At 62.5% G+C, this 14,300-nt stretch carries 7 protein-coding genes; all 7 read left to right on the forward strand.

Annotated features, from left to right (window positions below):
* Positions 1–106: 106 nt before the first annotated feature.
* Positions 107–3,259 (forward strand): SusC/RagA family TonB-linked outer membrane protein, encoded by a 3,153-nt coding sequence (locus ABD837_RS21780; RefSeq protein ID WP_345058827.1) that lies wholly within the window; start codon positions 107–109, stop codon positions 3,257–3,259.
* Positions 3,260–3,364: 105 nt separating this feature from the next.
* Positions 3,365–5,110 carry a RagB/SusD family nutrient uptake outer membrane protein gene (locus ABD837_RS21785; protein ID WP_345058829.1) on the forward strand — a complete coding sequence of 582 codons (1,746 nt, stop codon included), beginning with the start codon at positions 3,365–3,367 and terminating at the stop codon, positions 5,108–5,110.
* Positions 5,111–5,221: 111 nt separating this feature from the next.
* Positions 5,222–7,168, forward strand: coding sequence for a sialate O-acetylesterase (locus ABD837_RS21790; protein ID WP_345058831.1), 1,947 nt, complete (start codon positions 5,222–5,224; stop codon positions 7,166–7,168).
* A gap of 24 nt (positions 7,169–7,192) precedes the next feature.
* Positions 7,193–8,704 (forward strand): xylulokinase, encoded by a 1,512-nt coding sequence (locus ABD837_RS21795; RefSeq protein WP_345058833.1) that lies wholly within the window; start codon positions 7,193–7,195, stop codon positions 8,702–8,704.
* On the forward strand, positions 8,697–10,028 hold the full coding sequence (xylA, locus tag ABD837_RS21800; protein ID WP_345058835.1) for a xylose isomerase: 1,332 nt from the start codon (positions 8,697–8,699) through the stop codon (positions 10,026–10,028). The genes ABD837_RS21795 and xylA overlap by 8 nt, the downstream gene beginning before the upstream one ends.
* A gap of 395 nt (positions 10,029–10,423) precedes the next feature.
* Positions 10,424–11,500: an endo-1,4-beta-xylanase gene (locus ABD837_RS21805; protein ID WP_345058837.1), complete on the forward strand. Its 1,077-nt coding sequence runs from the start codon at positions 10,424–10,426 to the stop codon at positions 11,498–11,500.
* Between the two features lie 136 nt (positions 11,501–11,636).
* Positions 11,637–14,234: a glycosyl hydrolase 115 family protein gene (locus ABD837_RS21810; protein ID WP_345058839.1), complete on the forward strand. Its 2,598-nt coding sequence runs from the start codon at positions 11,637–11,639 to the stop codon at positions 14,232–14,234.
* The last annotated feature ends 66 nt before the right edge of the window (positions 14,235–14,300 follow it).

Here is a 14,300-nt window from a genome sequence, read left to right on the forward strand (position 1 = left end):
TAGTGCTTCCTTAAAGAAAGGCCGCCTCCACGAATAACGAACTATTAACTATTGACCACTAACAACTAACCACTAAACCAAACCACTTCCAAACCCACTCATTACCATGCGAGTACCTTTATCTGTCATTGCGCCCCTGCCGTTGCGGCCTTGGGCGCCTGTTCTGGGGGCCGTGCTGCTGCTGGTGAGCCTAACGCCGCAGGCGGCGCTGGCTCAGACTGGCCGCACGGTGTCCGGCACCGTCACGTCGGATACCGGCGAAGGCTTGCCGGGTGTCACAATTATTGTAAAAGGCACCACCGTGGGGGCTACCACCAACGTGAACGGCGAGTACTCGCTGGCCGTGCCCGAGGGCGCAAGCACGCTGGTTATCAGTTCGATTGGTTACGAAAAGAAGGAGGTGCCGGTGGGCACCGGTGGCCGCGTGGATGTACGTCTGGCCACCGAGGCCCAGGCCCTGAACGAGGTGCAGGTGGTGGGCTATGGCGTGCAGAAGAAGAGCCAGGTTACGGGCGCCATTTCCTCGGTAAGCGAGGAGCAGCTGCGCGACGTGCCGGTGTCGAACGTGGGCCAGGCCCTGCAGGGCCGCGCGGCGGGCATCACCATTTCGAGCGCCAGCAGCTCGCCGGGCCAGAACCCGGTGATTCGCATCCGCGGCAACCGCTCGTTTGCCGGCAGCAACGACCCGCTGCTGGTGGTAGACAACGTGCCTTATGATGGCAACCTCAACGACCTGAACCCCGACGACCTGCAATCGGTGGAAGTGCTGAAAGACGCTTCCTCGACGGCCATTTATGGGGCACGCGGGGCCAACGGGGTCATTCTCATCACCACGAAGCGCGGCAAGGTGGGTGCGCCCAAGGCTACTTACAGCGGCTATTACGGCATGAAGCAGGCTTACGGCAAGTTCGACTTGCAGAACGGCCAGCAGTATTACGACTTCCGCTACCAGGCCTACAGGGCTAACGGCGCGGTCGACCCCAACACCGTGGCCGGTTTCCTGACGCCCGACGAGCGCGCCAACCTGAACGCCGGCAATACCACCGATTACCAAAGCCTCCTGTTTCGGAAGGGCCACATCCAGAACCACGCGCTGGGCGTGAGCGGCGGCACCGAGCAAACGCAATACTCGGCCTCGCTGGGCTACTACGACGAAACCGGCATTGTGCCCGTGCAGCGCCTGCAGCGCTACTCGCTGCGCGCCACGCTCGACCAGAAAATCGGCAGCCGCGTCAAAATCGGCCTGAACACCCTCAACAGCTACACCAACCAGAACGACCCTTCGCTGAACGTCATCAACGCCATTCTGACGGGCAGCCCGCTGGCTTCGGCCTATGATGCGAACGGGATTCCGGTGCTGTTTCCGAACACCGATACCGCGCTGGGCAACCCGCTCACGTATTACACCACCGATGCGCACCTCGACCAGCGCCGCCGTATCCGCACCTTCAACAGCCTGTACGGGCAGGTGAACATCCTGAAAGGGCTGGACTACCGCTTGAACATTGGCCTCGACGGCCGCTCGGAGAACAACGACTCGTTCTACGCCTCGAGCACGGCGGCGCGGGGCGGCGGGCAGAACGCGGCTTCGCGCTCGCAAAGCCTGGCCTTCAACCTGCTGGCCGAGAATATTCTGACGTACAACCGCAGCTTCGGGAAGCACGATGTGGGCTTCACCGGCTTGTACAGCGCCCAGGAGTACCGCACCGACGGCTTCGGGGCCGGCGCCCAGAACTTCCCGACCAACTACCAGCTCGACAACAACCTCGGTGCGGGCACCCCCACGGCCCCGTTCAGCTACCAGAGCCAGTTCGACATCATTTCTTACATGGCGCGGGTGAACTACTCGTACGACAACCGCTACTCGGCCACCCTCACGGTGCGCGCCGACGGCTCGTCGCGCCTCGCGCCCGGCAACAAGTACAAGTCGTTTCCCTCGGCCGCCGTGGCCTGGAACATTGCCAATGAGCCCTTTGTGCGCGACCAGTCCTGGATAAGCGCCCTGAAGCTGCGCGCCAGCCTGGGCCGCGTGGGCAGCACCGCCGTCAACCCGTACCAGACGCTCGGCTCGCTGCAGTCGGCGCTGGGCAATGGCTACTATAACTTTGGCAGCACCGGCGCCATTGGCGTGGTGCCGGCCACCATTCCGAACCCTAACCTGGGCTGGGAATACACCACCACCAGTAACGTAGGCCTGGATTTCGGCTTCTTTAACAACCGGGTAACAGGCTCGGTGGAAGTGTACCAGCAGCGCACCAGCGACCTGCTGCTGCCCGACGCGCTGCCGACCTCGACGGGCTACAGCTCCTTCACGCGCAACATTGGCCAGACCCAAAACCGCGGCCTCGAAATCAGCCTGACCACGGTGAACGTGCGCTCAGCCAGCAGCTTCGAGTGGAGCACCGACTGGAACTTCACCGTGAACCGCGAGAAGATTCTGGACCTGGGCCTGGGCAACGACGAAGCTGGCAACCCCAAAAGCGACCTGAGCAACCAGCGCTTCATCGGCTCGCCGCTGTATGTGATTTACGACTACAAAAAAGTGGGCATCTGGCAGACGGGTGAGGAATCTGCCGCCGCCAAAGCCGGCAGCAAAGTAGGCCAGATTAAGCTCGACGACCCCAACGGTAACGGCCTCGTGGACCCGGGCGACCGCCAGATTATCGGTTCGCGCCAGCCCAAGTTTGAAGCCGGCATGACCCAACGCATCCGCTTCAAGGGCTTCGATTTGACGGCCGTGGCCCTCACCCGCGTGGGCGCTACCATCGTCGACCCGCTGCTGTTCGGCAACTCCTACTTCACCACTTTCGAAGGCCGCCGCAACCAGGTGAACCTCGATTACTGGACGCCCACCAACCCCACCAATGCTTTCCCCCAGCCCCGCCAGGGCAACGGCGACTTCCCGCCCTACAGCCAGACGCTGGCATACGTGGACGGTACGTTCATCAAGGTGCGTAGCATCGACCTGGGCTACACCATTCCGGCCGCCTGGGCCCAGAAGGCCCTGATGGGCAGCGCCCGCATTTATGTGCAGGTGCAGAACCCGCTCATCTGGTCGCCCAATGGCTTCTACAAGAAGAACAGGGCCATTGACCCCGACGCGTTGTCTTACTCGTCGCGCTTCAACGCCAGCAGCCCCAGCGGCATCGCCTTCGCCGAGGGCGACCTCAACGGCGCGGTGAACACCAACCAGGCCGGCCGCGGCGTGAACTACCCAGTCACACGCGCCGTCATCGTGGGCGTCAACCTGGGCTTTTAATGTTTTAGTTGTCAGGTGCTTGCTGTCAGTTGTTCGGCTTCGCTTTAAGCTGAAACCAACCGCACAAGTGCCTGATAACAAACAACTAACAACGAATAGATAATCATGAAAAAGTCATTTATAACCGTCTCCGCGCTGGCTGTGCTCCTCATGGCCAGCAGCTGCAGCAAAGACCTACTGGACGAAAACCCCCGCTCGATTCTGGTGCCCTCGTTTCTGGGCACGCCCGAGGGCGTGCAGGCCGGCCTGACCGGTGTGTACTCGGGCCTGCGCAACGTGTTTGGCAACGAGGAAGCCGAATACCTGAGCGTACAAGGGACCGACGAGTGGATGCGCGGCTTCGCGGCCACGCAGGGCTACGAAGACTACAACCCCTCGCTGATAAACTCGACGAGCTCGGCGGTGAACAATCAGTGGGCCATCATCTACCGCTACATCAACGATGCCAACGGCGTGATTCAGTATGCGGCCTCGGTGCAGGGGCTTTCGCCCGCCGTGCTCAAGCAAACGGTGGCCGAGGCCAAGCTGCTGCGCGCCAACTACTACTTCTTCCTGGTGCAGCAGTTCGGCGATATTCCGCTGTCGCTCAGGTTCGTGGATGCGCCCACTAAGGACGTGGTGCGGGCCCCCACGGCCGACGTGTACACCGCCATCATCGCCGACCTGACCGACACGATGAACAACATCGCCGACAAGCCCGCGCAGCCCGGCCGCGTGACGCGGGCCACCGCCCTGCACCTGCTCGCAAAAGTGTACCTCACCCGGGCCACTTCGAAGGCCAAGCAGGGCGACGACTACGTCAATGCCCTGAAGTACTCCAGCGAGCTGATTACCAATAAGTCGCGCTACGGCGTAGACCTGGAGGCCGACGCCGCCACAGTGTTTGCCGAGGGCAACGAGAACGGCAAGGAGGTGCTGATGAACGTGCAGTTCAACCAAGACGCGGTGTTTTCGGGCCAGAACGCCTTCGACCCCACCGGCGCCAACCAGACCAACTTCTTCTTCCGGAGCCGTTACGACCTGCTACCCAACATGGTGCGCGACGTGGCCAATGGCCGCCCCTACGGCCGCTTCTGCCCCACGCCCTTTCTGCTCGATTCGTACATTCTGCCCGGCGAAACCGACAAGCAGCTGCGCACCACCGACACGCGCTACAACAAGTGGTTCACCACGGTGTGGCGCGTGAACTCGCCCGGCAACAACGGCGGCACGGCCTTCAACCCCAAGGCCACCGTGGGCGATACCGCCGCCTGGTACCCCGGCCGCGAGCTCTCGGCCGTCGAGCTGGCCCGCATTGCCGCACGGCCGGGTGGGCGGTTCGTGGTGGGCCCGCCCAGCAAGTACACGCCCAACTTCTCGCCCGTGCTCAACAAGTACGACGACATGACGCGCACCGCCGTGAACAACCCGTCGGACCGGCCCCTGATTGTGTACCGCTTGGCCGAAACCTACCTCATCGCCGCCGAGGCCAGCATGTACACCAGCAACCTGGCGCAGGCCGTCATCTACCTCAACGCGGTGCGCGAGCGCGCCGGCGCCCCCGGCAAAAAAGCCCTGATGGACGTGAGCCCCACGCAGGTAACCATCGATTTCATCCTTGACGAGCGCAGCCGCGAGCTGGCCGGCGAGCAAATGCGCTGGTTCGACTTGGCGCGCACCGGCAAGCTCGTGGAGCGCGTGAAGAAGTACGTGCCCGCGTTCGTGGCCTCCAAGCCCTCGCCGATTGGCACCGACAACTACGGTTCCAACGCAGCGGTGAATATCAAGGATTTCCACGTGCTGCGGCCCATTCCGCAGTCGGAAATTGACCGCACCAGCGGCAAGGTGACGCAGAACCCCGGCTACAACTAACCGCCTCTGTATCAACAATAAATAAGCCCCGGTTTCACTTCGAAACCGGGGCTTATTTATGAAGGGGTACTACAATGGGCAATTAAGCTGGTGTTTTCCTTTTTTAATGACATGAAAATCAACACGTTTGCTATTTGGCTGCTCCTGAGCCTGCCCGCCGCCCGCGAGGCCGCCGCCACCGTGCGCCTGCCGCGCCTGGTGAGCGACGGCATGGTGCTGCAACGTGATGTGCCGGTCCGTATCTGGGGCTGGGGCGCGGCAGGGGAGGAGGTTACCGTAGCCTTTCAGGGGAAAACTTATGCCGCCACCACGGGCACCGACGGCCAGTGGCGCGTGACGCTGCCGGCCCAGCCCGCCGGTGGCCCTTATACTCTCGATATCTCGGCCAGCAACCAGATTGCGCTGAAGGATATTCTGGTGGGCGATGTGTGGTTTTGCGCGGGCCAGTCGAACATGGAGCTGCCCATGCGCCGTGTGCGCGACAAGTACCCCACCGAAATTGCCCAGGCCGCCAACCCCCGCATCCGGCAGTTCGATGTGCCCATGCGCTACGACTTCAACGGCCCCAACGCCGACGTGACGGGCGGCCGCTGGGTGGCTGCTACGCCCGAAACCGTGCTCAGCTTCACGGCCGTGGGCTACTTCTTCGCCAAGGAAATCAACGCCAAATACCAGGTGCCCGTTGGCCTGATAAAAGTGGCCGTGGGCGGCTCGCCCGCCGAAGCTTGGCTAAGCGCCGACGCCTTAAAGCAGTTCCCGAAATACATAGCCCAAAGCGCGCCCTACAAAGACAGCGCCTTGGTAGCCAACACCAAGCAGCGCGAAGGTGCGGCCAGCGCTGCCTGGTTCCAACAGCTGCATCGCGCCGACTTGGGCGAAGCGCCTAGCCAGATGAAATGGTCGGCTCCCGACTACGATGCCAGCCATTGGCCCACCATGCAGGTGCCCGGCGAGTGGGCCAGCCAAACCCCGCTCGGCCCGGTGAACGGTGTGCTCTGGTTCCGCAAGGAAGTGCAGGTGCCTGCTGCGATGGCTGGCCAGCCCGGCCGCCTGGAGCTCGGCACGCTGGTCGATGCCGACTCTACCTACCTCAACGGGCAACTGGTGGGCAGCACCGGCTACCGCTACCCGCCGCGCAAGTACGACTTCGGCCCTGGACTACTGAAGGCCGGCAAAAACGTCATCACCGTGCGCCTCATCAGCACCGGCGGCCCGGGCGGGTTTACCCTGGATAAGAAATTCCAGCTCGCGGCTGGTGGCCAGACGCTGGATCTGCGCGGGCCCTGGCAATACCAGCTGGGCGCCACGATGCCGCCCGCGCCCGGCTCCACCACGTTCCAGTACCAGCCCGGCGGGCTTTATAATGGCTTGGTGGCGCCGGTGCTGCCCTACGCCATTCGCGGCGTGCTGTGGTACCAGGGCGAAAGCAACACGGGCCGGCCCGAAGATTATTACGCCCTGACGTCGACGCTGGTGCAGGACTGGCGTACGCATTTCCAGCACGCCAACCTGCCGTTTCTCTACGTGCAGCTGGCCAATATCAACGCCGCCAAAAAGGCGCCCGGCGAGAGCAACCAGGCGCGGGTGCGCGACGCCCAGCGCCGCCTGCTGGCCCTGCCCCGCACCGGCATGGCCGTGATTACCGACGTGGGCGAGTGGAACGACATCCACCCGCTCGACAAGCAGACCGTGGGCCACCGCCTGGCCCTGGCCGCCGAAAAAGTAGCCTACGGCGACGCCAAAGTAGTTTCGCCTGGCCCACTGTATCAAACCATGAAAACCGCGGGCAACAAGGTCACGCTGAGTTTCGCCAGCGTCGGCAGTGGCTTGGTGGTGAAAGGTGGGGGGGCGCTGATGGGTTTCGCCATGGCCGGAACCGACAAGAAGTTCGTGTGGGCGCAGGCCAAAATCGAAGGCAGTAAAGTGGTGGTGTGGAGCGACCAGGTGCCCAAGCCTGCTGTGGTGCGCTACGCCTGGGCCGACAACCCCGAAGGTGCCAACCTCTACAACAAGGAAGGGCTGCCGGCCTCCACTTTTACCACTGAATCCGTTAAATAAGTGTGCTTGCTAGCTCATTTCCATATGAAATACCTCATTGGCTACGACATTGGTAGCTCTTCCATTAAGGCTTCGCTGCTCGACATTGCGACCGGCCAGGCCGTGGCCTCGGCTACCTCGCCCCGGCAGGAGATGGAAATCAGCGTGCCCCGGGCGGGTTGGGCCGAGCAGGACCCCACGCGCTGGTGGCAGGAAGTGGTGAACGCCACCGCCGAGCTGCGGGCCACGCCGGGCTTCGACCCCGGGCTGGTGGCCGGCATCGGCATCACCTACCAGATGCACGGGCTGGTGCTGGTGGGCCACGACGGCGCGGTGCTGCGCCCGGCCATCATCTGGTGCGACAGCCGGGCCGTGGAGATAGGCAACCAGGCGTTTGCTGATTTGGGCGAAGCGCATTGCCTGGAGAATTTCCTGAATTCGCCCGGCAACTTCACGGCCTCGAAGCTGAAGTGGGTGCGGGAAAATGAGCCCGAGGTTTACGCCCGGATACACAAGATTCAGCTGCCCGGCGACTACATCGCCTACAAGTTGAGCGGCGAGCTGCAAACCACGGTTTCGGGCTTGTCGGAAGGTGTGTTCTGGAATTTCCGGCAGCAGGCCGTGGCGCAGGAGCTGCTCGACTACTACGGCATCAGCGCCGACTTGCTGCCCGAGGTGGTGGAAACCTTCGCGGTGCAGGGGCGCCTGCACGCTGCGGCGGCGGCCGAGCTGGGCCTCACGGCCGGCACACCCATCAGCTACCGGGCCGGCGACCAGCCCAACAACGCCTTCTCCCTCAACGTACTGGAGCCCGGCGAAATCGCGGCCACCGGCGGTACCTCGGGCGTGGTGTACGGCGTAACCGACGCGGCCGCCTCCGACCCGGCCTCGCGGGTGAACGCCTTCGTGCACGTGAACAGCACCGCCGCCCAGCCCCGCAACGGCGTGCTGATGTGCATGAACGGCACCGGCATTCTGAACAGCTGGCTGCGCAAAATGGTGGGTGAATTGCCCTATGACGAGATGAACCAGCTGGCCGCTACCGCGCCCATCGGGGCCGAGGGCCTGCAGTTCCTGCCCTTTGGCAACGGGGCCGAGCGCATCCTCGAAAACCGCGCGACCGACGCCGTGCTGCTCGGCCTCAACTTCAACATCCACACCCGCGCCCACCTGCTGCGCGCCGGCCAGGAAGGCATTGTGTTCGCCCTGATTTACGGCATGGACATCATGCGGCAGATGGGCGTGCCGATGCACACCGTGCGCGCCGGCAACGCCAACATGTTCCTTAGCCCCGTATTCCGGGAGGCGTTTGTGAACACCGGCAACGTGACGCTGGAGCTTTACAACACCGATGCGGCCCAAGGGGCGGCCCGCGGCGCGGGCGTCGGGGCCGGCGTGTACGCCACGCCCGCCGACGCCTTCGGCAACCTCGAGTGCATCCTCACCCTGAAACCCGACCCTGAGCTACAGGCCCAATACCAAGCCGCCTACGGCCGCTGGCACGCGGCCCTCACCCAACAGATGCTTAACCCTCATATCACTCCCGCTTATGTCTAGCAACACGCTCTTGAAGACTGAATTTTTTACGGGCATTAACACGATTCGCTACGAAGGTCGCGAGTCGGATAACCCGTTGGCTTTTAAATGGTACGATGAAAAACGCATTGTGGCCGGCAAGACTATGAAGGAGTACCTGCGCTTCGCCACGGCCTACTGGCACACGTTTGTGGGCACCGGCGGCGACCCGTTCGGGCCCGGCACCAAGACCTTTGCCTGGGACTCGCACCACGAAATTGTGGGCCGCGCCAAGGACAAAGCCGATGCGGCGTTTGAGTTCTTCACCAAGCTTGGTACGCCCTACTACTGCTTCCACGACATCGACCTGGTGGACGAAGGCGCGTCGCTAGCCGAGTACGAGCGCAACCTCGCTACCGTGGTCGACTACGTGAAGCAGCACCAGCAGGAAAGCGGCGTGAAGTTGCTGTGGGGCACGGCCAACGTGTTTTCGAACCCGCGCTACATGAACGGCGCGAGCACCAACCCCGATTTCCAGGTGGTGGCCCACGCCGCCACGCAGGTGAAAAACGCCATTGATGCGACCATCGCGCTGGGCGGCGAGAACTACGTGTTCTGGGGCGGCCGCGAGGGCTACATGACCCTGCTGAATACCGACATGAAGCGCGAGCAGGCCCACATGGCCCGCTTCCTGACCATGGCCCGCGACTACGCCCGCCAGCAGGGCTTCACCGGCAAGTTCTTCATTGAGCCCAAGCCAGCCGAGCCCACCAAGCACCAGTACGACTTCGACGCCGCCACCGTCATCGGCTTCCTGAAAGAGCACGGCCTGGAGCAGGATTTTCAGCTGAACCTGGAAGTGAACCACGCCACGCTAGCCGGCCACACCTTCCAGCACGAGCTACAAGTGGCCGCCGACGCCGGTATGCTCGGCAGCATGGACGCCAACCGCGGCGACTACCAGAACGGCTGGGACACCGACCAGTTCCCCAACAACCTCAACGAGCTGACGGAGAGCATGCTCATCATCCTCGAAGCTGGTGGCATTACCCAGGGCGGCATCAACTTCGACGCGAAAACCCGCCGCAACTCGACCGATTTGGAGGACATCTTCATCGCCCACATCGCCGGCATGGACACCTTCGCCCGCGCCCTTGTCACGGCCGATGCCATCCTCGAAAAGTCATCTTACCGCAAGTTCCGCACCGAGCGCTACGCCTCGTTCGATTCGGGTGAAGGCAAGGCCTTTGCCGCCGGTCAACTCACGCTGGAAGACCTGCGCACCATCGCCCACAAATCGGGCGAGCCCACACCGAAAAGCGGCAAGCAGGAGTGGCTGGAGTCTATCATCAACCAGTACATCTAAGCAGGATTCTGGAGTCGTTGGATGTAGGGGCGGGGCTTGCCCCCGCCCGGGCGGTCGCCCCGTTGCAACGATTCCGACCAAACGAAGGACAGAGAAGCTAACGACGGGCGGGGGCAAGCCCCGCCCCTACATCCAGTCTCCAAAAAACAAAAACGGAACCGGCCGGCCGCCCAATGGTGGGACAGAAACGCGGCTGGCCGGGGAAGTTTTTTAACAAGAATACCAACGGCACTGGTGCCGGCCGGGTACTGCAACGCCCGCCCGGAATTGAAGCGCTTCGGGTGGGTGGCGGGCAAGAATGGTGAGCGGGCCCGCCGCCTGCGTCGGGCCAGTGGCCCGGCGGCCGGGGCGCTTCACCACCGGCTTATTATTTCCCGCCAATCATCGAACCAATTATGAAACTTCGGCTACCAATTGCCGCGCTCCTGTTGGCGTGCGCGCCCCTGGCGGGCAGTCAGTTTGCCCCGACCGAAAAGGGGCTCAAGGACTATTACCAGCAGTATTTCCCTGTTGGCGTGGCCGTGGGCCCGTCGGCATTAAAGAGTCCGGAAGCGGCGCTGATTCTTCAGCAGTTCAACAGCATCACGCCGGAGAATGCCATGAAAATGGGCCCCATTCACCCCGACTCAACCCGCTATTTCTGGACGGATGCCGATGCCATCGTGAATTTCGCGCAGGCCCACAAGCTGCGGGTGCGCGGCCACAACCTCTGCTGGCACGAGCAGACGCCGAAGTGGCTGTTCAAGAAGCCAAACGGCAGCACCGTGAGCAAAGCCGTGCTGTTGAAGCGCCTGCACGACCATATTGATACCGTGGTGAAGCGCTACAAAGGCAAAATCTACGCCTGGGACGTGGTGAACGAAGCCGTGGCCGACAACCCGCGGGAGTTTCTGCGCAACTCGGAGTGGCTGAAAATCTGCGGGGAGGATTTTATTGCTGAAGCCTTCCGCTACGCCCACGCGGCCGACCCCAAGGCGGTGCTGTTCTACAACGACTACAACACCGAGCGGCCCGAGAAAATGGAGCGCGTTTATAAGCTACTCAAGAAGCTGAAAGACGCGAAGGTGCCCATTCACGGCGTGGGCCTGCAGGCGCACTGGTCGCTGCAGGAACCTGCGGAAAAGGACCTGCGGGCCACGATTGAGCGGTTTGCCTCACTGGGCCTGCAGGTGCAGATTACCGAGCTTGACATCTCGGTGTACCCCTGGGAGAAGGAGAAGCGGGCCCGCCGGGTCGATGAGGCGGACGCCTACACGCCTGAGATGCAGCAGCGGCAGGCCGAACAGTACCGCATGGTCTTCAAGGTCTTCCGCGACTATCCCAAGGTCATTACCGGGGTCACGTTCTGGAATATTTCCGACAAATACACCTGGCTGGACACCTACCCCGTGGCCGGCCGCAAGAACTACCCGCTGCTGTTCGACCAGCAGCTGAAGCCAAAAAAGGCGTTTTACGAGGTAGTGAAGTTTTAAAATCAGAACGATTGTAGAGACGCGACCCTTCGCGTCTCCGGGACCGCGCCATTTGAAATCGTTCGCCGATAATTGTCAACCGAAGGTCAGCAAAGCTAACGCCGAGACGCGAAGGGTCGCGTCTCTACATCTCGCCATGAAGCCAATAAAAATCAGGTTTTTTCTCCGGGTACTGTTGTCGCTGGTAGCAGCGCTGACGTGGTCGGCTGCCCAGGCTCAACCCGGCAAAGCCAAGCTGGTAGCCAGCAAAAAGCCCTCGAATGATTTTCCGCTCGCTGCCAGCGGCAAAACCGCGCCCATCTACGCCAGCGCCAGCGACTGGCCGGGCGTGCTGCGCGCGGCCAAAGACCTACAGGCCGATGTGCAGCGCGTCACCAAAACCACCCCGCGCTTCAGCACCGAAAAGCCTGCGGGCTCAGCCGTCGTCCTCATCGGCACGCTGGGCAAAAGCCCGCTGATTGATGCGCTGGTGCAGCAAAAGAAGCTGGATGTGTCGGCCGTGGCGGGCCGGTGGGAAACCTTCGCACGGCAGGTAGTGGAAAACCCCATGCCGGGCGTGGCCCGCGCGCTCGTGATTGCCGGCAGCGACAAGCGCGGCACCATTTACGGCATCTATGACCTCTCGCAGCAGATTGGGGTTTCGCCCTGGTACTGGTGGGCCGACGTGCCGGTGCGGCCGCAAACCACGCTGCTGATTCCGGCCGGCCGGTATACGCTGGGCGAGCCGGTGGTGAAGTACCGCGGCATTTTTCTGAACGACGAAGCACCGGCGCTGACGGACTGGGCCAAGGAGAAGTTCGGCGGCATCAACTCGAAAATGTATGCTCATGTGTTCGAGTTGATTTTGCGGCTGAAAGGCAACTACCTGTGGCCCGCCATGTGGGGCAATGCCTTCAACGACGATGACAAGCTGAGCCCGGCGCTGGCCGACGAGTATGGCATCGTGATGGGTACTTCGCACCACGAACCCATGCTGCGCGCCCAGCAGGAGTGGAAACGCTACGGCCACGGCCCCTGGAACTACCAGACCAACGACACGACCCTGCGCCGGTTCTGGCGGCAGGGCATCCGCAACATGGGCACCCACGAAAGCATCGTGACCATGGCCATGCGCGGCGACGGCGACGAGCCCATGAGCGAGGGCAGCAACATCGCGCTCCTCGAGAAAATAGTGGCCGACCAGCGGAAAATCCTGGCCGAAGAAACCCACCGGCCCGCCGCGCAAACGCCGCAGCTCTGGGCACTCTACAAGGAAGTGCAGGACTATTACGACAAAGGCATGCGCGTGCCCGACGACATGACCTTGCTGCTCTGCGACGACAACTGGGGCAACCTGCGCAAGCTGCCCAAAGTGGGGGAGAAGACGCGTGCCGGCGGCTACGGCATCTACTATCACTTCGACTACGTGGGCGGCCCGCGCAGCTACCGCTGGCTGAATACCAACCCGCTGCCGCGCGTGTGGGAGCAGATGCACCTGGCGCACGAGCACGGCGTGAATCAGATTTGGATTGTGAACGTGGGCGACCTGAAGCCCATGGAATTGCCGATTTCGTTCTTCCTCGACTACGCCTGGAACCCCGACAAAATCAAGGCCAACCAAGTGGCCGCCTACACGCAGCGCTGGGCCAGCCAGCAGTTCGGGCCAAAATACGCGACTGATATTGCCGACATTCTGGCCAAGTACGCTAAGTACAACGCCCGCCGCAAGCCCGAATTAATCGACGCCAACACCTACAGCCTGGCCACCGGCGAATGGGCCACGGTAGTGGCCGAATACAACCAGTTGCTCACCCGCGCCGAGGCCATCAATCAGAACCTGCCTGCTGGCGACCGCGACGCCTTTTACGAGCTGGTGTTGCACCCGGTGCAGGCCTGCGCCAACCTCAACGAACTGCACTACACCGTGGCCCTGAACCGGGAGGCCGCCAAAACCAACCAGCCCAACACCAACGCGCTGGCCGAAAAAGCCAAGACGCTATTTGCCAAAGATGCGGAAATTAAAAACCGCTACCACGCCCTGGCCGGCGGCAAATGGAACCACATGATGGACCAGATGCACATCGGCTACACCGCGTGGCACGACGAACCCAAAGACCTGATGCCCGAAGTGGTGATCCTGGCCGCTGGAGGGGCGCCCAAAGCCGCAGCTGTCCCGACGCAGCCCGGCAACCGCGCTTTCGTTTCGATTGAAGCGGAGCAGTACACCCAGGCCATCAACGCCGGCCCAATCATCTGGCAACGTCTGCCGGACCTGGGCCGCACGCTGGGGGCCGTGAGCACATTCCCGACCACGGTCGGGCCTACGGCCGCACCGGGCGGCAGCAGCCCGCATCTGGAGTACCGCCTCACGCTAGCCCGGCCCGGCCCCGTCACGGTGCAAGCCTACCTCGCGCCGACTCTGGACTTCACCAATACCACCGGCCTGCGCTACGCCGTTTCAATTGATGATGAAGCCCCGCAAATCATCAACCTGCACACTGGCCTGAAGCCCGGCGAAAGCAACTTGGTTTGGGAGCAGGCCGTGGCCAATAACATCATCCTCAAAACCTCGCAGCACCGCGTGGCCGCGGCCGGCGCCCACGTCCTCAAATTTTGGCGCGTCGACCCCGGCGTGGTGCTCGAAAAGCTGGTGGTGAGTCAGGGCGAACTGCCTGCCAGCTACCTCGGGCCACCTGCGAGTGCGCGCACTGGCGCAGTACCTGCAGGCGCAGAGGGAAACGTAGGCAGCCGCTAGCGCCGCTTAACAAGAAACATGCTTTTGTACGGAGAATTGATGTAACCTTGTTCCACTCAATTCTCA

This window comes from Hymenobacter glaciei (assembly GCF_039539585.1).
Classification (GTDB): Bacteria; Bacteroidota; Bacteroidia; order Cytophagales; family Hymenobacteraceae; genus Hymenobacter; species Hymenobacter glaciei.

Excerpts from the sequence above, each read along its gene's own strand:
- ABD837_RS21780 (WP_345058827.1), top strand. The coding sequence starts at position 107 with ATGCGAGTACCTTTATCTGTCATTGCGCCCCTGCCGTTGCGGCCTTGG.
- ABD837_RS21785 (WP_345058829.1), top strand. The coding sequence starts at position 3,365 with ATGAAAAAGTCATTTATAACCGTCTCCGCGCTGGCTGTGCTCCTCATG.
- ABD837_RS21790 (WP_345058831.1), top strand. The coding sequence starts at position 5,222 with ATGAAAATCAACACGTTTGCTATTTGGCTGCTCCTGAGCCTGCCCGCC.
- ABD837_RS21795 (WP_345058833.1), top strand. The coding sequence starts at position 7,193 with ATGAAATACCTCATTGGCTACGACATTGGTAGCTCTTCCATTAAGGCT.
- xylA (WP_345058835.1), top strand. The coding sequence starts at position 8,697 with ATGTCTAGCAACACGCTCTTGAAGACTGAATTTTTTACGGGCATTAAC.
- ABD837_RS21805 (WP_345058837.1), top strand. The coding sequence starts at position 10,424 with ATGAAACTTCGGCTACCAATTGCCGCGCTCCTGTTGGCGTGCGCGCCC.
- ABD837_RS21810 (WP_345058839.1), top strand. The coding sequence starts at position 11,637 with ATGAAGCCAATAAAAATCAGGTTTTTTCTCCGGGTACTGTTGTCGCTG.